At 57.7% G+C, this 19697-nt stretch carries 19 protein-coding genes; 11 read left to right on the top strand and 8 right to left on the bottom strand.

Going from position 1 to position 19697, the window contains the following annotated elements; genetic code table 11:
* The first annotated feature begins 146 nt into the window (after window positions 1–146).
* The 11 genes from OSJ75_RS08540 to OSJ75_RS08490 all read left to right on the top strand — a co-directional run bounded on the left by OSJ75_RS08540 (window position 147) and on the right by OSJ75_RS08490 (window position 10246).
* Entirely contained in the window at window positions 147–1214 is a 1068-nt protein-coding gene (locus tag OSJ75_RS08540; protein ID WP_267227579.1) for a PilN domain-containing protein, read from the top strand.
* Window positions 1211–1822, top strand: a complete 612-nt coding sequence (gene gspM, locus OSJ75_RS08535) for a type II secretion system protein GspM (RefSeq protein ID WP_267227578.1) — start codon at window positions 1211–1213, stop codon at window positions 1820–1822. The genes OSJ75_RS08540 and gspM overlap by 4 nt, the downstream gene beginning before the upstream one ends.
* On the top strand, window positions 1819–2313 hold the full coding sequence (locus OSJ75_RS08530; RefSeq protein WP_267227577.1) for a hypothetical protein: 495 nt from the start codon (window positions 1819–1821) through the stop codon (window positions 2311–2313). Before gspM ends, OSJ75_RS08530 begins: the two co-directional genes overlap by 4 nt.
* Before the next feature lie 2 nt (window positions 2314–2315).
* Window positions 2316–3524 (top strand): type II secretion system F family protein, encoded by a 1209-nt coding sequence (locus OSJ75_RS08525; protein ID WP_267227576.1) that lies wholly within the window; start codon window positions 2316–2318, stop codon window positions 3522–3524.
* Window positions 3525–3568: 44 nt separating this feature from the next.
* Window positions 3569–3976: a type II secretion system major pseudopilin GspG gene (gene gspG, locus OSJ75_RS08520; RefSeq protein WP_267228024.1), complete on the top strand. Its 408-nt coding sequence runs from the start codon at window positions 3569–3571 to the stop codon at window positions 3974–3976.
* Entirely contained in the window at window positions 3957–4439 is a 483-nt protein-coding gene (locus OSJ75_RS08515; protein WP_267227575.1) for a hypothetical protein, read from the top strand. Before gspG ends, OSJ75_RS08515 begins: the two co-directional genes overlap by 20 nt.
* Entirely contained in the window at window positions 4436–4804 is a 369-nt protein-coding gene (locus tag OSJ75_RS08510; RefSeq protein WP_250015929.1) for a PulJ/GspJ family protein, read from the top strand. The genes OSJ75_RS08515 and OSJ75_RS08510 overlap by 4 nt, the downstream gene beginning before the upstream one ends.
* Window positions 4801–5451 carry a PulJ/GspJ family protein gene (locus tag OSJ75_RS08505; RefSeq protein ID WP_267227574.1) on the top strand — a complete coding sequence of 217 codons (651 nt, stop codon included), beginning with the start codon at window positions 4801–4803 and terminating at the stop codon, window positions 5449–5451. Before OSJ75_RS08510 ends, OSJ75_RS08505 begins: the two co-directional genes overlap by 4 nt.
* A gap of 309 nt (window positions 5452–5760) precedes the next feature.
* The gene (gene araD1 / locus OSJ75_RS08500) at window positions 5761–6759 is read left to right on the top strand and encodes an AraD1 family protein (RefSeq protein ID WP_267227573.1); all 999 of its coding nucleotides are present in this window, start codon (window positions 5761–5763) and stop codon (window positions 6757–6759) included.
* Between the two features lie 566 nt (window positions 6760–7325).
* The gene (locus OSJ75_RS08495) at window positions 7326–9065 is read left to right on the top strand and encodes an FAD-dependent oxidoreductase (protein ID WP_250015935.1); all 1740 of its coding nucleotides are present in this window, start codon (window positions 7326–7328) and stop codon (window positions 9063–9065) included.
* A gap of 254 nt (window positions 9066–9319) precedes the next feature.
* On the top strand, window positions 9320–10246 hold the full coding sequence (locus tag OSJ75_RS08490; RefSeq protein WP_250015937.1) for a LysR family transcriptional regulator: 927 nt from the start codon (window positions 9320–9322) through the stop codon (window positions 10244–10246).
* A 300-nt stretch (window positions 10247–10546) separates the two neighbouring features.
* On the opposite strand, the gene OSJ75_RS08485 is transcribed toward OSJ75_RS08490, so the two are convergent.
* The 8 genes from OSJ75_RS08485 to OSJ75_RS08450 all read right to left on the bottom strand — a co-directional run bounded on the left by OSJ75_RS08485 (window position 10547) and on the right by OSJ75_RS08450 (window position 19694).
* A complete protein-coding gene (locus OSJ75_RS08485; protein ID WP_267227571.1) occupies window positions 10547–11464 on the bottom strand; it encodes a peptidoglycan DD-metalloendopeptidase family protein in 918 nt (305 codons plus the stop codon).
* Between the two features lie 229 nt (window positions 11465–11693).
* On the bottom strand, window positions 11694–12320 hold the full coding sequence (locus OSJ75_RS08480) for an FMN-binding negative transcriptional regulator (RefSeq protein WP_250015942.1): 627 nt from the start codon (window positions 12318–12320) through the stop codon (window positions 11694–11696).
* 16 nt (window positions 12321–12336) lie between these two features.
* A complete protein-coding gene (locus OSJ75_RS08475) occupies window positions 12337–13770 on the bottom strand; it encodes an amidase (RefSeq protein WP_267227570.1) in 1434 nt (477 codons plus the stop codon).
* Window positions 13771–13808: 38 nt separating this feature from the next.
* Complete coding sequence (locus OSJ75_RS08470; protein WP_267227568.1) at window positions 13809–15371, bottom strand: ABC transporter substrate-binding protein; 1563 nt, start codon at window positions 15369–15371, stop codon at window positions 13809–13811.
* 37 nt (window positions 15372–15408) lie between these two features.
* Window positions 15409–16275, bottom strand: a complete 867-nt coding sequence (locus tag OSJ75_RS08465; protein ID WP_267227567.1) for an alpha/beta hydrolase — start codon at window positions 16273–16275, stop codon at window positions 15409–15411.
* Window positions 16262–17938 (bottom strand): ABC transporter ATP-binding protein, encoded by a 1677-nt coding sequence (locus OSJ75_RS08460; protein WP_267227566.1) that lies wholly within the window; start codon window positions 17936–17938, stop codon window positions 16262–16264. Before OSJ75_RS08460 ends, OSJ75_RS08465 begins: the two co-directional genes overlap by 14 nt.
* Window positions 17935–18753, bottom strand: a complete 819-nt coding sequence (locus OSJ75_RS08455; RefSeq protein ID WP_267227565.1) for an ABC transporter permease — start codon at window positions 18751–18753, stop codon at window positions 17935–17937. Before OSJ75_RS08455 ends, OSJ75_RS08460 begins: the two co-directional genes overlap by 4 nt.
* Window positions 18750–19694, bottom strand: a complete 945-nt coding sequence (locus tag OSJ75_RS08450) for an ABC transporter permease (RefSeq protein ID WP_267227564.1) — start codon at window positions 19692–19694, stop codon at window positions 18750–18752. The genes OSJ75_RS08455 and OSJ75_RS08450 overlap by 4 nt, the downstream gene beginning before the upstream one ends.
* Window positions 19695–19697: the final 3 nt, after the last annotated feature.

Raw genomic sequence — 19697 nt, 5'->3', positions numbered from 1 at the left:
TCCCAGTCTGCGTTCAAGATCGGTGCCCGATGGGCGAATAGCTGTGATTGATCTGGAATGAGGCCCGAGGGTAAGCTATGACTATTTTGACGCGGCAGCGGATCTTTGGATCCTGTGCCGGCTTTCAGCTCTAAGGTTTGACCGGAATGGCTTCTCCTTTCACCGCGGTCATCCGCGGCATGGATGACTGGATCGCGGGACCGGCCTCCCTGCTGGATGAACTCGCGCGCGTCAAATCCAGCAGCCGCGTGGTCGCGCGGGTCGCGGACGACGAGAGCGCGCTTGAAATCGAGCCAGCGACCGGCCGAAAGCCGACAGCAGCCCTGTCGATACCGATTTCTCCAGACGGGCAGGCGCCGGCCGCATTACGCACCGCGGTGAACGGAAAGACGGTCCATCTCGGCATCCCGGCGAGTTGGATGATCGCGCGCCGGGTCGAACTGCCGATGGAGGCTGCCAGCCACGTCGAGGGCATCGTTACCTCGCGGATGGGTGCGCTTTCTCCATTGCCTGCTTCCGATATCTATTTCGGCCACAGGATCCTGGGGATCAGCCATGAGGCGCGGCAGATCACCGTCGCCGTCGCAATCGTCGCGAAGTCACGTGTCTCTGCCGCCTTGGCCTGCCTGAATGCGGCCGAGGCCCGCCAGGTCGTGATCTCGGCGCCATTTCCGGAAGGCGATGCCGTAAAAGTATTGACACAGCGGCAACGGATCGCCGGCACGCGCGGCCGGATAAAGTTTGTCCTTGCCGGAATTCTGGGGGCAAGCCTGGTCGCTGCCGTCATGGCATCGGCGGTGCGGCCGATGATCCAGAACAGCTATGCCGAGCGCCGCGCCGCCGTCGAGATGCGGGCCGAAAAGGCGCGACAGGCAATCGCGCTGGCGGCGACTCCGGACAAGGCCGATACAGCGCCAGAGCAGGAGGCGCTGAATATCAAGGACGACGCGATAAGCGCGCTCGGAGCATTGGACGACCTGGCTGCAGCCCTCCCGACACATTCATATGCCATTGAGGTGTCCTTCGCCAATGGCGGCATGCGCCTCTCGGGCCGCACCAGAGACGTCCCCGAGGTGTTGACCGCGCTGGAATCGTCGGGCCGCTTCGAAGACAGCAAGCTGGTCGGACCGGCCCTGCGCGGCGAGGATGGCGTCACCTCGGAGTTCGAGGTCGACACCCGCCCGCTCATCCGCACGGGGGGGCAGCTGCGATGACAACGACACCCCTGTGGCGCGACACGCGGCTTCAATCCCTGGCCGTCATGGCGCTGCTGGTTGTCGGAGCTCTTGTACTCGTCGCCGATACCCTGCTGTCCTGGCGCGCGGAGGCGGGCTCGCTGGCGCTCTATGAGGAACGTACCGCCTTGCTTGAAAGCAAGGCGTCAACTTCCCCGGTTCAGCAAGGCGCGAACCAGGCTCTGGATCCCGGCGAGGGCAAGATCCTTCTCGATGCACAAACCAGCGGGCTCGTCTCCGCCGAATTCCAGCGTCTGCTCTCCAACCGGGTGGAACGCGTGGGCGCCGTTATCCGTCGCGTCGATGTTCCCACGGACGGTCAGGCCGCCAATATAGGCGATCCTCAATTGGAGTCTTTGGAACGCATTCGTTTGACTGCCGATATCGAGGTCTTGGAGCAATCGCTGCCCGATCTCATGTATGCAATCGAAGCTGGTTCGCCCGTCATGGTGGTTGATAACTTCAAGCTTCGATTGAACCGAAAGGTCGATATGTTGGGAGGAGATCAGACCTCGGGTTCCATGGATCAGCCGTTGTCGCTCAACGTTACGCTGTCGGCCTTCCGCGAGAAGGAACCCCAATCGTGACGACCAGGCTGCGCGCGACAATGATGCTCGCCGCCATCGCGGCTTCGTCGAGCCTGTCGTTCGGCACGGAAAAACTATCGGTCAGGGAACGCCTGGTGAGCGATTATGCGGCGCTTCGGGATCGCCCCCTGTTCTCGCCGAGCCGGACTCCCCCGATGGCGTTCGGCGCCGCCGAGCCGGAACCGGTCATCGTGCAGCCCGAGCCGCCACCGCCGCCACCGCCGCCGGCCGCGGCGCCCGATTGGCAATTGGTTGGCATCGTACGGTCGTCGGGGCTCAACAGCGCGACCTTCACCTCCCCGGCCGAGACAGCGGCGTTCACGCTGCGGACCGGGGAAAGCCGCGAAGGTTGGACCCTGAAGGCAGTCGACCAGTTTGAAGTCAAGCTCGATGGAGCGGGAGGGCGCGCCTCGCTGCGCTTTTCGGATGAGCCGAGCGGTGAACAAATGATTCCTCCGGCGGAGCCACCGCCCACGCTTTCGGGGGGGTGACCATGGGCTCCACGGCATTCGCATACAAGGCTTTGAACGGCGAGGGTCGTATCGAACTCGGGCGAATCGATGCGTCCGATTCCGACGATGCCGTCCAGAAGCTCGGGGCGCGCGGGCTGATCCCGGTCAGTGTCGAACAAAGCAGGCCGTCTACATCGCGCGCACCACTGTTTTCGACCCGGATACCGGCGGCGCAGGTTACCCGGCTGCTCTCCGACCTGTCGATCATGCTGAATGCGGGAATCCGGATCGACGAAGCGCTGGCTATCATGGAAAAGGAATTCGACAGCGGCAGGCTTCAGCCCATTGTTGCCGGCATTCGCACCGACCTGGCGTCGGGCAAGCCATTTTCCAGCGCGCTGGAAGCCTGGCCTGCTCTGTTCCCGGCGTTCCAAGTCGCCATGGTTCGTGTCGCGGAGACCTCTGGCAAGTTGCCCACCCTCCTGTCGCGCATCGTGCAGGAGCGCCAGAATTTCGAGGCATTGCAGGCCAAGGTCAGCGAAGCGCTCCGATATCCTGCAGTGCTGTTTGCCGGCACGATCTGCGTACTGGTCTTCTTCCTGGTGGGTGTCGTTCCTCAGTTCGAACCGATGATCATGCAGAGCGGCAAGAAGGACACGCTGATGGTGGTGATGTTCGCGGTCTCGAATTTCCTGCGCGCCTACGGGCTGGTCCTTTTGCTTGCGGCTTCGATACTCGTATTGCTGGGATTTGTAGCGGCGCGGCGGGGCCTTCTCTCGGCATGGCTCTGGGCTTTCGCCAAAAAACTTCCGCTTATGTCGGAGATACCGGGGAGCTATCGGACAGGGCGCTTCGCTCGTCTCCTGGGCATCATGGTCGAAACGGGTGTCGCAGTTCCTGTGGCTTTCAAGCTCATCAGCGATACCATCGATCGCGGCGAGGCCGCCCGGGCACGCGCGCAGCAGGCATCCGACGCGCTGAGGCAGGGAAACAGGCTTGGCCATGCGCTTGAGATACTTCAGCTTCCCCCGCTGGCGGTACGCATGTTGAGGCTCGGCGAGCAAAGTGGCGAACTCGCGGGGCTGGCCTATCGTGTCGCCGACTTCTATGAAGTGCGGCTGGAGCGTTCGCTGTCCCGTATCGTCGGGCTTGTCGGCCCTGCGGCGGTGGCAACCATTAGTATCTTGATCGGTGGTATGATCGTGTCTATCATGTCCACTCTTATGTCCTTCAACGACATGGTCCGATAGGAGCCTGCTTGCAAAGCGTACATTTCGCAGTTGGTCCCGATCTCATGCAGCGCAGGCGTGCCCGGCGCCGCAGGGCGGGTTTTACGCTAATCGAGATGCTGGTTGTACTGGCCATCATCGGCCTGATCTCGGCGCTCGTCGGTCCTCGTGTTCTCGCGCAGTTGTCCGACTCGCGCGTACGCGCGGCAAAGCTTCAGATCGAGGCGTTTTCCAGCGCGCTCGACATCTTCTACATCGATGTCGGCCGTTATCCGGTGCAGGCAGAGGGCCTGGAAGCCCTGGTGCGCAAGCCCTCAACCATCCAGGTCTGGAACGGGCCATACCTTCGCGGCGGCACCGTTCCGCGTGATCCGTGGGGCAATGAATACAAATATGTGAGCGACGGAAAGACGTTTAACATCACCAACGACGGGCCCGGTGGGAGTGGCTCCAATGTGTCCGGCCAGCTCTAAGGGCAACAGTAACAGCAACGGCAAAGGGGCGCAGCGCGGTGTCGTTCTGCTCGACGTGGTCGTGGCGCTTGCGATCTTCGCCCTCGCTGCCTCCGTACTGATGCCCCGCCCGCGTTCAAGCGCCGGGGCTGCCGAGCTTTCTGCCGAGGCCGTTCGCATTAGCGGAGAATTCCGAAAAGGCAGGGCGAAAGCATTGACCACGGGCAGCGTCGCCGACGTGATGGTCGATACGGGAAACAAACTCATCCAGGTGGATGGCGCCAATCCGATCTCCATCAGGGAAGTGGTGGCGATGAACTGGGTCACGTCGGACCGGTGTCCCATACGAGACGGAATCAGAGCCTTGCGCTTCCTTGCCGACGGACGGTCCTGCGGGGGCGTCATGACATTGTCCGCCGGCGGCCGGGAGATCGAACTGCGCGTCGACTGGCTGACCGGCCGCGTGGAAATGAGGCCGAAATGATAGCGCGGCACAGACGCGGTTTCACCCTGATCGAGGTTCTAGCCTCGCTTGCCGTCGCCGTGCTGCTGATCATTCCGATCGCGCGTATGATCACGGGCACTGCAGGTGCGTTCGCGGGTCTGGAACGATCGACGGAACGCCGTGTCGGCATGCAGGCTGCCATGGCGGTCGCAATGACCCTTAACCCGTTGCGAACGGGCCGGAGCGTCATCGGAGATTTCACGGTCATCGTGGAACGGTACCGCTTCGAACGCGACGCTGCGTTGACGACGGCCGGATGGCAGCTCTATTCCGTCACCGTTCGCCGCACCGACGGATCGGATGGCGACGTGACGCAGACAGTACGTCTCGGCAAGCTGCAATGACGAGGAAACGCAAGGCTCGGGCCGGCTTCACGCTGATCGAGGCATTGGCTTCGCTGGTGCTTGCAACGATGCTGTTTGGTGGGCTGGCGCTCTACACAGGAACCTGGCTGCGCCAATGGCAGGGGATGATCGCCCGAGGCGGGCAGGAGGACACGGTGGCGGTGATTCTCGACCGGATGGTCGAGGATCTGGAGGCGGCACAGCCCAACTACTCCAACCCGGAAGGGGCCGCTGCGATCCGCTTCGCCGGCCATGCCGACGAGGTCACTTTCGTGCGCCCGGCGCTCGGCTACGAGCCGCGTGCGGGACTTGATGACATCACCTATTCGATGGGTCGGGTCGGGGCCGACGAGGCCCTCATTCGGGCCCGCCGCGATTACGCAACCGCCGGGGGCGGAGAAGATCTTCCGCTGGTGCACGGCGATCTGAAGCTTTCGTTCAGCTATGCCGGGCCGGACGGCGCGCTCAACCCCGAATGGACAAGCACCAACCGATTGCCGTCGCTCGTCCGCGTCGAGATAGCGGGCAGTTCTCCGCGTCCTTGGCGGCAATGGGCCTATGCGCGGTTGCGCGTCGAACTGCCCGCGCGTTGCGGCGCGGTCGAGGCGCTAGCGCTGTGTCTGCAGCGCTACGGCACCGGCTTGTGAACTCCGCAGGGCTGTTCGATTGGTGGCAGGGATCTTAATTTGATCGGAGATCGCCCTGGTGACATTGCTCGTGCCAAGATGGATTCCAGATTGGGGTAGCACCCTCTATTCTCATCGGTGATAGCAGTATCAGAGTTCGTCATTATACCCGGACAGCCTCATTGGCTATGGTTCGACTCGATGAGGTGAACTTTCCAAGCGAAACGACAGAAGCACAGCGCTGCGGATCACCCATGGCGGCGTTCGTCGCCGAAACCCGCTGGTCCTGACGCGATCGTCCGGGCGGCCCTTCCAGATGATGGAGTGATTATGCATCTGATTCAATTTGAAACCGATAGCCGGACACGAGCCGTCGGCATCGTCTCCGGCGACGAGATCAAAGAACTCAACGTCTATTTGACCACGCGTGAACTGGCGCTTGAAGCCATTCGCAAAGGTAAGAAGATCGCCGAACTCGTGAGCGAACTGGGAACCGGCAAGGCGCATTCCTACCAGGCCCTGCTGGACGAGGGGCGGGTGCTGCCGCCGCTCGATCATCCCGATCCTGCCCATTGCATCATCGCGGGGACGGGCCTCACCCATACCGGCAGTGCTGCCTCCCGTTCAAAGATGCATCAGACCGCAACGACAGCGGCGGAAGCCGACCTCAACGACTCCATGAAGATGTTCAAATGGGGCGTCGAAGGCGGCAAGCCTGCCGATGGCAAACCTGGTGTCCAGGCAGAGTGGTTCTACAAGGGCGACGGGTCTACCGTGGTGCGTCCCGGTGAGGACCTGCCGGTGCCCCAGTATGCTCAAGATATGGGCGAAGAACCCGAAGTGGTTGGACTTTACGTGATCGGCGACGATGGCCTCCCCTATCGTGTGGGCTTTGCTGTTGGCAACGAAGCCACGGACCACGTGATGGAGAAGCAGAATTATCTCTATCTCGCCCATGCCAAGTTGCGTCATTCCTCATTCGGACCAGAATTGAGGCTCGGCGACCTTCCGGCCCATGTCGAAGGCGTGGTTCGCATTCGCCGAAACGCGGAAGTGATCTGGGAAAAATCCTTCCCCACAGGCGAGGACAACATGTCCCATTCGATCGCCAACCTCGAGTATCACCATTTCAAGTACGATCAATTCCACCGGCCGGGCTATGTGCATGTCCAGTTCCTGGGGACGTCAGTTGCTTCTTTCGGCGACGGGATTGCGACCGAGGAGGGAGATATTTTCGAGATCGAAATTCCCGAATTCGGCAAGCCGCTCGTCAATGCCATCCGGCGGACCTCTACCCGCTTCACGATGGGAGCAGTCGCTTCCCTCTGATCTGTTTGGCCAGCAGGTAGGTCGTATCTTCAACAGTCTATCTTGCTGATGTCGAGTTCTGGCCGGGAAGCATTGCCGAGCTTCCCGGCCGTCTGGCGTGGTTGCAGATACGCGGGCCGCTGCTGGTTGCCGATCACGGATCGTCGTGGCAGGGATGGTCGATAAGATCGCGTCCTATCCGCCGCCACGCAACAATCGCCAGTCGAAGCCATTGCGCTCGATGTGCGCTCGATGGCGCTACCTCCCGCCCCGGCCGCGCATGATTCCGACGATATCCTCGCGCAGTTGCACGAGACCCGTCTGGATCAGCCGCGCATAGCGGATCACACAATGGCCGACGGCACTGGGCTCCAGGCCCGGTTGGTGCGAACGAACAGCGGCCGGCCATGCCTGGGTTGCGTAAATGTTATACCGAGATCACATCTTCTCAGTTGTCGCGCCAGCGAATGCTGCAATACTGCAGTCGACTAAATCTCACGGCTATCACGATTAATGAGTTTTGCTATTCAGGCCAAGATTCACACAAGCCCGAATGCGCTGGTCAAAAACTTCAGGAGGAGAACGTTATGACAGTCAGCCGACGATCATTGTTGAAGGGCGGTGCCGGAATGGCCGCCGCAGGGGTGGGCAGCAGCATTTTTCAGGTGAACATTGGCAATGCCGCGAGCGAGCGTGTAGCCGATGTCGTCGTTTTGGGTTGCGGATCGGCGGGCCTTGCCGCCGCAGTCGCCGCCGCAGAGGCAGGCGCGTCGGTTATTGTCCTCGAGGCGCAGCCGCATATCGGCGGACGTGGCATCGTCAGCTCAGGCAACATTCCGCTGGGAGGCGGAACCTCTGCCCAGCTAGCGGCCGGCATCGCGGACACGCCAGATCTCCTGTTTCGCGATCTGACTGACTGGTCCATCGTTCAGTCGAACGGCTTTCCAAGCTACCGCTATAACGATCGCGAGGTCATCCGGGCATTTGCCGATATCAACGTCACCATTTATGACTTTCTGGTCCGCCATGGCGTCGTGTGGACGACAGCCAGACCCGACAACGTCGGTGGCAACGAGGTCGGCAACTCCGTACACCGCATGATGCACTCGGCGATCATGGACTACCCCTCGGTCCGGACCGGCTTGCAGGTAGACCCGGCACGACGGCGGACGACGGCTCAAGGGCCCGGCTTCATATACCCGCTGGAGGCCGCAGCAAAGGCGCGTGGCGTGAAGATCCTGCTGAATCACCGTTTGGATTCACTGCACCGGACGAATAAAGGCGTGACCCAGGTCAGAGCCTCTTACCAAAACCGGATGGTCAACATTCTGGCACGCAGGGGCATCGTGATCGCGACCGGTGGCGGCAACGGGAACGTGGAATATCGCCGACAGTTCGACCCACGGCTCACCGCAGAGTACTGCGGCGTCGCTGGCGAGCCCTATTCCTTCCAGGACGCCAGTGGCATCCTCGCAGGGCTGAATGTCGGTGCGTCCCTCGCGGGCGCGTACAACCAGACCGGAGAATTCGGCACTAATATCACCAAGCCAACCGCCATCGGAACGCGGTACAACTACTCGTACCTGCAGTGGGGTCCCAACAGCCCGGTCTTCCACCTTGCGAAAGCTTCGGGACTAGCCAATGTCAACTTCCAGAACATTATCCATGTAAACATGATCGGAAAGCGGTTCTTCGACGAAACGGGAGGTCAATTTGGGACGAACAGTGCCGGCTCGGTCAACCCGTACACTCCCAATAGCTACCTGAACGCCAAGAACATTACCTACAACCCACAAAACTGGATCAACGCCGCCATGGCTGGAATCGGCGACGGACACAACGGCGGTGGCCCGATCTGGGCCATCTTCGATGCAGATGCCGTGGCCCGCCAGAATTGGAATCCGACGCCCCCAAATGTCGATCCTGACGGATTCTTCTTCCAGGCAAACACGCTGGCGGAGCTCGCAGCGAAGATCGTCATGCCGTATCAGCGGGTTCCCATGCCGGCGAGCAACCTGGTCCAGACGGTGGCACGGTATAACAGCTTTGTTGATGCGGGTGCCGACTCCGACTTCGGCAAACCGACACCCCGATACAAGATCCAACGGGGCCCCTTCTATGCCGCCTGGTCGACCCCGGTGATCCACGACCCCCGGTCCGGCCTGCGCATCAACGCCGCAAGCCAGGTCCTCGACTTTGCCGGTAAGGTAATTCCCGGCCTCTACGCCGCAGGCGAAGCTGCCGGCGGGTTCAGTCAGCACGGGAACGGTCGAGCTCTCGCTCAGGGCTACATCGCAGGAAAGCACGCAGCCCTCCGTTCGAGCTAGCAGGACCATAGCGCTCAACAATCATCCCGCCGGGCCTCTTGGTCTGGCGGGATATGCTTGGGCGAAATGACTTGCTTTTTTTGGCAGGCGCATCAGCAATCGCCTGGCAGCTTTGATGTTGCGCGGCTCTGGACGAACGCGTCGAGAACATAGCCATTCTGATCGAGGGGCTCTCTGCGGGCGGACCGCCAATGATCTTCACCTGAATCCTTGCGGCGGATGTGATCTTGGTATAACATTTATCTAACCCAGACATGACCCCACCACTCCACTCCATCATTTCCAGGCTCCACCTGAAACAGCTGCGGCTCCTAGTCGCGCTGGGTGAGCACGGCTCGCTCTTGAAGGCTTCGCAGCAGGTCGCGTTGACGCAACCGGGTGCGAGCAAGGCATTGCAGGAAATTGAGACGACCTTCGGCACGCCGCTGTTCGTTCGCACCAACCGGGGTCTGGAGCCTAATGCCGTCGGCCATTGCGTGATCCGCTATGCGCGGTTGATCCAGACGGATATTGCCCACCTGCGCGACGAGATCGTCGGAATCATGCGTGGCCAGGGCGGGCGGGTGGCGGCAGGCGTCATCATGGGCGCGGTGCCGCTGCTCACCGATGCTATCTCTGCGCTCGTTGCGCAGCAGGTCGACTTGTCCGTCGAGATAGTCGAGGACACCAGTGCCGCCCTGCTGGCCCAGCTCGACGCCGGCCGGCTCGACCTGGCGATCTGCCGCACGACCATCAGCCAGGCGCCGCAGGTCTACGACAGCGTGAAGCTCCAGGATGAAACGCTCGCGGTGATCGCGAATGTCGGCCATCCGTTGCGACATGCGAAGAAGCTCACCCTGCAGGAGCTGGCGCCATACCGATGGGTGGTATACCGCGCGAACATGCCGATGCGGCTCTTGCTCGAACGCGAATACCGCGATTGCGGGATCCAGTTCCCGCAGCACCTGCTGGAGACGACCTCGGCTTTTGCGACACTGGCGCTGCTGCAGGCCAACCCGTCCTTCGTGGCCCTGGTGTCGATCGAAGTCGCGCAGTTCTTCGCGCGCCGGCAGATGACGCGCATCCTGCCGCTGGCCCTGGCGTCGCGAAGCGAGGCCTATGAACTCGTCACCCGCAAGGGGGCGCGGGTACCGCCCGCCGCCAAACTGCTGATCGACGAATTGCTCCATCGCCAGTCCTGAGCATCAGGTCAGCGCTGTATCCGCCATGGCGTGCCAGATCGGATGTGCTGCAAAAATCGGTTAGGAGGGGGCTCAGCGTACCGCTGGACACAATCATGCAGTGAATTGGGCGAATTGCTGTTGGGTGAAAGCGCTTTCCTCCAGATTGCGCAGGCTCATGGTAAGCTAGGTACCTTGTCGAAGTGGCGGTCTTTAAAACATCGAAGACTCCCGGCTCTTAAAAGCCAGAATGCTATCACCTCAAGCATTGACGCAATGTTGCAACGGATCGTCCACCATCGTATCAGCCCACACATAGGTTTAATCGCCTAAAACCAAACATTGCGGGTTGGGAAATAGTTCTCTCCAGATTGGTCGAAGTGCATACTCCCCGACCCCTGGCATAAGTCTAAAATCATCAAATGGTATTGTCGAAAGTTGTAAATGGAGATGTGGCAGCCACCAGCCATTTTCTTCAAAGTCGCCCATTCTCGCCAGTTCTTTGCCCTCGAAAACAGTATCTCCCTTCGACCATCGTCGAACAGATTCATGCGACAAATGTCCCCACAAGGCCCAAATGGATGTCTTCAACTCAACTTCATGTCGAGTTACGAGAAACCCGCCATAATCCAGCCTCTCGTTAATGATGCCTGCCTGCACGATCTCTCCATCTGCAGGGGCAAAAAGCGATGTAAGTGCTGGTGCAAAAAGATCGTAGCCAAGGTGGCAATCACGTCGCTGTCCCGGCAATAGAAGCGAAAGATAATTATCCGTCGCATAAACACTGCGCTGCTCCATCCATGCACCGATTGCCAGTTTTGCATCGTGCCTGGCCATGAAAGCGTTATAAAGCGCACAAGCAGTTTCTCTATCCTGACGGGCTGAGGCTTCAGCAATTTGCCCGCCTGCTGTGCCAAAGCTTAAGTCAACGCGCTTCCATAGATTGGCTTCAGGGTTTAGTATGCCTTTCCAGCGGCCTCTATTTTCTTCTATCCACTTGATTGCATTCGTTGAGGAAGTTGCAGAAAGGCCAGCGCCATGGCGCAGAACCGCCTGCATGAGCTGCGGCGAAACCTGCGCAAAGCGTGAGCGAATTTCTTGATCGATCGCATGACGTTCGACGAGTTTCCACGCTTTTGTATCATCCCACTCCGACATTGCATCCACCAGAGCCGCGCCGGCTTCGATGAAGGAAGCAGACGGCCTGGACAAAACCTCTTTCAAAGATGGAATCGTCATGAATAGTCTTCCAACGCAGTTAATGATTGCTGTTCGTAGTTTAATATAATGATGTGATTGTTCCTGATAAGTATGTGCAATGATCGATTGTAAGTCATTGACGAATTCACACACTGCAATCGTGTTGTTATCGTGTTCATTGATGATTTTGTACTAAATTAAGACCTAACAAGATGAATGCGAGGAAATTGATATTCATGCAATCAACACAACTTCCTCTTTCAGTATTTTAAAGTTTGCAGTGTCGTGCCATCATCTCGGCAACATCATCCTGCCCTTCTTCTCGCAACTTTTTGATTGCTGCGCTCATGTCAGCCGATCTTTCATCCTGGCCGAGCTTGAACTTGATCTCCATTTTATCAATCGGCATTTCGTAGCCGACGATATTTGGCAAGCGTCGCTCAAGACCGCCGGGACCAAGTTCCTTCATCTGCCAGGGCTTGTCCCGCCCCTTTTCCATGTGTTTGACGAGCTCGTGGAGATGCCTGGCGGTTGCCGCTTCTGATAATATGTCGGGTGTTCCATGAATGTGGGCGACCATAAAACTCCATGTCGGTGCGCTGTCTCTTTCCGGGTAGCCTGGATACCAGGACGAAGACACATAATGTCCAGCATCCATCAGGATCGCGATGGAGGGCAATCCGCGCTTCAGAAACTCAACATGGTCGTTCGACGCGGCGACATGGGAGACCAGCGTGCCATTTCCACCTCTCGCCCGATCGATCATGAAAACGGGGTGTGAGATTGCGACACCCTCCTCATGGCTGGTAATCAAGGTGCCAAGCACCGTTCTGTCAACCAGGTCGAAAACCTCGCTCACATCAGTTGGCTGGAAATAGGGCTTTGTGTACAGCATCACTTTTCTCTTGATTTCACGCGTGAATTGCAGGCAGTCGATCAGACCACGGGCACATAGCTTCCAGCTGTCCAGCAAGTTCGAATAACAGGTTCTCACCTCCATAAGAGGTAATGAACTGGCTGCCGACCGGGAAGCCATCGGGCGTCTCGTAAAGCGGAACGCTCATTGCGGGTAAGCCGGCAGCGTTAATTGGATGGGTAAAAGTAGTCAGCGTCAAAAACTGCTGGACAAAATCTTCCCAATCAGGCGCGCGCGCATCAAGCATTCCAAGCGGAAATGATGCAACCGGCATAACGGGACTTAAAACCACATCGCATCCTTCAAACAGACGACCGAAACTGCGCGCCGTGCTGTTTGCAGTCAGGCGCGCCTGAATGACTTCTGTTGCGGACAAACCCTCGCCAAAGGCAGCCAAACCCAGATTGGATGGCTCAAAGTAGAGGTCATTCGCGGGTTTTCGGGTTGTCGCGGCAACATCAGCAACTTCGATTGCCGTGTACACGGCGATCAGTTTTTGCATGGCATTCGCCAACTCAATGCCGTCAAAATCCGGCGTTGCTGGCACAATGATATGCCCCAACTGTTCGCACAATCTGATCGTCTCTTCGAGTGCTGCAGCAGACTGCTCATCCAGATGCTCGCGAAGATCGGATCGCCGCCAAATGCCGATGCGAAGTTTGCGAGGAGTAGTTTTGACACTGTCGACGAATAGGCTCTTCTTTGCAGGCGCAGCATAAAGAGCGCCAGGTTCCAGCGTATCGGTTAGATCAAGCATCGCTGCGGAATCCCGAACGGAACGCGTCAATACGTGATGACTGACCATTCCCCCCCAATTCTCTGTCGAGACTGGGCCGCACGGCACACGCCCACGCGATGGACGCAGTCCAAATAGGCCGCCACAGGACGAAGGGATACGGATTGAGCCTGCTCCGTCATTACCATAGGCAACCGGCACCATACGAGCCGCAACCGCCGCCGCCGCACCGCCCGAGGAACCGCCAATGCTGCGCTTTACATCCCAAGGGTTGAGCGCTGGCCCATGAAGCGACGACTCTGTTGCAATGTTGCAGGAAAATTCAGGCAGGTTGGTCTTTCCCACCACAACCAGACCGGCCGATTTGTAGCGTTTGACCAATTCATGATCATGCTGCGAAATATTGCTCTGTGCTGCACGACATCCAAAGGACATCGCTGCCCCCGCATAGGACGGACAATCGTCCTTCAATAAAACCGGCACGCCACTTAATGGCCCCTCTGGCAATGTTTTAAGCTGCTCATCAGCTTGTTCACGCATTTCATAGATGACTGCATTGAGCTGCGGATTGCACCGTTCAATCGCAGCGAATGCTTCCTGAACGGCTTCCCGCGGTGACAGAATTCTATTTCGAATGGCCTCGCCCAGACCAACCGCGTCGCTCTGGGTATAATCAAACGATGTAGATGTCATGGACCTATCTCAATGTAGAACTTAATAAATGAAGCGTATTACCGGGTTTTACTAACCGTCCAGAAACGGTCAGTATCGCCAGCCCACCCCTTGTAATCATTCACTTTTGGACCCGTCGCCGTGATGGATGGCAAATTCACCAGACCAAGAATCGGCACCTGCTCTGCCATCAGCTTGTTGAGTTCGTTGAAGAGCTTTTTGCGTTCATCGACATCACTTGTCGCTGAAACCTGCTTGAGAAGCTCTTCCGCCTTTGCATCATCCCACTGACGCGCAGCATCGGCTTTCTTGTCGCCAATCATCGATTGGAACGACAACAGCGGATCGAGGCGCGCGGAATAGGCAAAGACTGCAAGTTCATATGCACCACGGCGATACTGGTCGAGCTGCGTTGCCCAATCACGCACTTCAAGCTGCGCGTTGATGCCAGATGCTGCAAGGAACGCCTGAATAATGGTGGCGACCTGTACGCGATTCTGACGGTTGGCAACCAGAAGACTGATTGGCTCGCCCTTGTATCCTGCCTTGGTAAGTAATTCTTGTGCCTTCGCGGGATCATAAGCAGGCCAGGCAGCTGCCTGATTGTCCGAATAGATCGTATTTGGTGCTACGACCGAAGGGTTCGGCGTGTACATGCCCTCGCCAATCGCCGCTGCCAGTTGGTCAAGGTCGATAGAATGCGCGATCGCTTGACGGAGCTGCGGATCTTTCAGCTTCGCCGAGTTTGACTGAATTTGCAGCACCATCCATGCAGGCGTCTGCTGGACATTGACCTTCATGCCTTTTGCTTCCAGATCCATGAGGCCAGTCGGTTCAACTTCATCGATGAAATCGATCTCGCCCGACAACAGACCATTGGTACGCGTGCTTGAATCAGGAACCGTCATAAACTCGATCGTTTTCACATGACCCTTTTTGTTCCCGGCCAAACCATCTGCCGCACCTGATAGCGCCGCGTAATCGTCAAAACGAGTTAGGTCCAGAAAACGGCCCCGTTCCCACTTGGAAAAGGCATAAGGACCAGTGCCAATAGGCTTTATGAATTTGCCATCAGCATCAACGGATTCCGGGCTCAAAATCCAGGGTGTGCACTGGATGGTTGCCATGGTAATGACGAAGTTTGGAGCAGGCGCCGCAAAGCTGAAGCGCACCGTGCCATCATCGACAGCCTCGACTGACTTCAATTTGGAATCCACTTTGCCATTGTAACGATTTACGCACTGAAACCCAGTTTCAGGCGTGAGATAGCGTTCGAAATTCCAAACCACATCTTTAGCTGTCAGGTCCTTTCCATTCTGGAATTTCACACCCTTGCGCAGTTTAAACTCATAGACCGTATGATCGGCATTCGCGGTCCAGCTTTCAGCCAGCATCGGTTTGATCGCCAGATCATCGCCATAGGCGACCAGACCTTCAGCAATGTGCGCGACGACCACATCGGAATTGGCGTCACGGTTGACGCCGGGATTGATGCTTGCGACATCGGAATGAAAAGCTACGCGTAATATCTCATCATCTGCGGCATGTACTTGAAAGGATGTAGCGCAGAGGCCAAGAAGCGCGATGCTAAATGCGGCGCGTATTGAAGTTGGATTGAACATTTGATTTCCCCTTTTTGTTTCTGATTTTGCGGCAATGTCAGCTTCGTGACTTCAGAACATCAGCGAAAAACGCTTTCACCGGCTCCAGCACATTGAAAGGTTCATGTGCTACGCCGGGCACCCGGTCTCTGCGAACTGCTATGCCATGCGTCTCGAAAGACCGCGCCAGTGCTTCAATGCGGTCAATCCGGCAATCGCCCTGCAAATCGGCACCATCCATCCAGAAGGCGCTGTCACGCGGAATGGCAATTTCCCAGGTGGCGGTGTCTTCTTCGCCAATAACCGTTTGCACCGTCACCGCTTTCATCGCTTCAGGATCGATGCGACAGCCAAAGCGGACCTCAACATCGCGCACGCCGACCCACCAGTCATAATCGGAATTAAGCAAGGTCACGACACCGGGCGCGCCAATAGAAACGGCTTTGAGCCGTTGTGGATGCAGCATGAAAAAGCGCTGGCAGAACTGCCCACCGCCCGAAAAGCCGTACATGATCGCGCGATTGCTCTTGAGGCGATATTTGGCTGCCACCTCGTCGATCATCGACAGAAGAATATGATCAAAGCGAATGCCATGAAACTCGATGCGTTTGTAATTGGCGAGATCGCCCTGCACGACGATGCCAGCAGGAAACAACGGTGCCAGTACGATGCAACGGTTCTTTTGCGCAAAACTTGCGAAGTGATCGCGATATTGTGCGGCGGTGCGACCAGTACCATGGACGATAACAATCAACTCGTGCGTTTCCGTGCCGTCTTCATCATAGTCTTCCGGCACGTAAAGGCAGTAGCTGAAGCGCTGATCGAACTGGCTCGCGAAAAAGGTGGTTGCACCAAAATCATAGAAGCTGAGCTTCTTGCCGTGACCCTGCCGTTTGGTTGCAGGCTGTTCTTCAATGATGGACATGACCGCCCTCCTCCCCGGATTTCGTATTTCCACCGTCGCCGCGCCATTTCAGTTTGACGCCACCCTCGCCCGTCAATTCGAGCATCGGAATGGCCGACAGCAGACGGCGGGTATAGTCGTTTTGCGGCGCGTCGAAGATTTCATCACGCGTCCCCTGCTCGATGATGCGTCCCTCATTCATGACGATCACACGGTCAGCAATTTGCTCCACCACGCCCAGATCATGGGTGATGAACAGGCAGCCAAAGCCATAGCTCTGCTGAAGTTTGGCAAAGAGATCGAGAACCTGCGCCCGTACAGTTACGTCGAGCGCCGAGACGGCTTCATCGGCAATCACAAAAGCTGGACGGCGCACAAGCGCACGGGCAATCGCCACACGCTGACGCTGGCCACCCGACATTTCATGCGCGTAACGATTGGCGTAGTCGCCACCGAGCCCCACATCGTCGAGCGTCTCACGAACCCGCTCGACCTTTTGGCTCGAAGAAAGTTCTTTTGAGAAGCGCAGCGCCTCACCAACCAACTCACCTACTTTCATGCGCGGATCAAGCGACGAGTAAGGGTCCTGAAACACCATCTGAGTGTGATAACGGTAGTCGGGGTAATGGGTTGAACGTCTTTCAACAGGCTGTCCCTTAAACAGCAGCTTGCCGCTACTTGGTTTGATCAATCCAGCCATAACGCGTGCGGCAGTGGTTTTGCCCGAGCCTGATCCGCCAACCACCGCGACGACCTCATTCGGCAAAACATCAATCGTCACGCCATGCAGTGCGCGTTTGCCGCCGGCTTTCTTGAACCAGCCGCCGCGCCCCTCAAAATCGACAACCAGATCGCGAACGCTGATCAGCGGCTCTGCCTGTGGCACCACGCGCGCAGTTCCCCGAACCGGCAATGTTGAAAGCAGCTTGCGGGTATAATCATGTTGCGGTTTGGCGAGAACATCAGCGGTATGACCCGTTTCAACCATCTCCCCTTGACGCATCACGACAATCCGATCGGAGTATCGCGCGATCATTGGAAGGTCATGGCTGATGAGCAAAACGGTCGTTCCACGTTCACGCGTGAGATCAACCAGCAACTCCATAACCTCGCGCTGGATGACCGCATCGAGCGCTGTGGTCGGCTCGTCCGCAATGAGCAGATCGGGCTTTATCAGCATGGCGCAAGCGATCATGATACGCTGGCGCATCCCACCGGAAAACTCATGTGGATACGCCTGTATTGCACGTTCAGGATCGGCGATGCCAACCCGCTGCAACATGGCTCTGATCCATTCGGCATGTTGAGCTTTTTCCGCGGGGAAATGGAGCTCCAGCCCTTCCTCAAGCTGGCGTCCAATGGTCAGCGACGGGGTGAGCGATGTCATAGGCTCCTGAAAGATCATAGCGATGCCATCACCACGAAGACCGCGCAATGCGGCTGGCGACATGGTGGAAATGTTCTGGCCTTTGAAACGGATCGCACCATGGCTGGTTTTGATCGATAACGGCGCCAGTCCCATGATCGCCCGCGCGAGCATCGTCTTGCCGGAACCAGATTCTCCAACAATGCCAAGGATTTCGCCACGCTTGAGGGAGAAGGAAGCACGCTTGACGATCTCCAGTGTGCTATCGCCAACACGCAGGCTTACATCGTCGATTTCGAGCAGTGGTGCGGAAGTCATGAGCGCTGCCTCATGCGTGGGTCGAGACGATCGCGCAATGCGTCGCCAAGCAGATTGATGCCAAGCAGCGAGAGCGAAATTGCAAGCCCGGGGAAAATGCCAAGCCAGACGGCTTGTTCGATGAAGTTACGGCTTCCGGCAAGCATATTGCCCCATGTCGGCGCCGGTGGCGGTACGCCCAGCCCCAGAAAGCTCAGTGCACTTTCAGCAAGGATTGCCCAGCCGCACATCGACGTTGCCATTACCAACACGGGTGCAAGGCAATTGGGCAGGATATGACGCACCATCGTATAGATTTCCGAGTTTCCCATGACGCGGGAAGCCTCGACAAACTCTCGCTCACGCAGGCTCAAGACCGTCCCACGAACCACGCGGATAACCGAAGACATATAGGCGAGAGCCAGTGCGAGGATGATGCCATTATTGTTTGCGCCAAAGACAGCCAGAAGACCAAGCGCCATCAATATGCCGGGAAAGGCCAGCAGCGCATCATTGATCATCATCAGAAACCGGTCGAACCAGCCACGTAAAAAGCCGCTGGTTGCACCAATCAGAACACCACCCAAGGTGGCAAGAAAGACTGTGAAAACGCTAATCGAAACGCTGGCGGACGCGCCTTTCATCAGGCGGCTCAATTGGTCGCGCCCAAATTCGTCTGTACCAAGCCAGTGCACTGCACTCGGCGGCGCAAGACGCGCGGCAAAATCAAGCGAAAGCGGATTGTAAGGTGTCCAGACGGAGCCAACGAGCGCCACTGTCAGTAGCGTCGCAGTCAAAGATCCGCCGATTAAGGCATTGAGAGAGATGTTCTTCATTTCGCCGTCACCTTCGGGTCGAAGAACGGATAAAAAAGGTCCACGATCAGATTGACCAGCACATAGACGCAAGCCGTAAACAGCAAGCAGCCCTGAATGACCGGGTAGTCGCGGGCAAAAATCGCATCGACCAGCAACCTGCCGAGACCCGGGATAGTGAAAACCGTCTCCACGACTGCAATACCGCCCAGCAGATTGCCAAGGATCAAACCGAGCAATGTCCAGGTAGGACCAAACGCATTGCGGAATGCATGGCGCCACATAACGGCTGCTTCCGACAGCCCCTTGGCGCGTGCGTGGGTGATGTAATCAAGGTTCAGCACTTCGAGCGTCGATGCTCGCGCCATACGCAGGATCACGCCAATTTCATGCAGAAACAGCGTCGTGACCGGCAATACCAGATAGAGAAGCGCCTTCCATGGATTTTCGCCGAAGCTGACATAACCAACAATCGGCAGCCATCCAAGCTTGAGACCAAATGCCAGCAGCAGCAGCAGACCCATCCAGAATGCCGGGATCGACAACAGTAAAGTGGCGCACGTCACAAGTGTGAGATCAGTCAGGCTGTTTTGTTTCCATGCAGCGACCATTCCGAGTGGAACCGCGACCAGCGTGGAAAGCACGACAGCAGACAGCACAATACGCGCGCTCACCAAAAACCGTTCCAGAACGAGGGAAAGCACAGGCTGCTGGTTTGCAATGGATACGCCAAGATCGCCATGCAGAACATTGCCGCCCCAGAGCAGAAACTGCGTCAGAATGCTATGATTGAGCCCTAGCTGTTCGCGCAAGGCAGCCAATGTTGCCGCATCCGCAGAATCGCCCAGCATCAGGGCTGCGGGATCGCCCGGTATGAACCGGACAATCACAAACACAGCCACCGCCACAATCAGCAATGTTGGAATGGCCATGCCTATTCTGGAGAGCGCAAAGCGCAGCATTTC

Origin of the sequence: Phyllobacterium sp. 0TCS1.6A (genome assembly GCF_026420825.1) — a bacterium.
In the GTDB taxonomy this organism is placed as follows: domain Bacteria; phylum Pseudomonadota; class Alphaproteobacteria; order Rhizobiales; family Rhizobiaceae; genus Phyllobacterium.
This window is presented reverse-complemented; position numbering and strand designations above follow the sequence as displayed.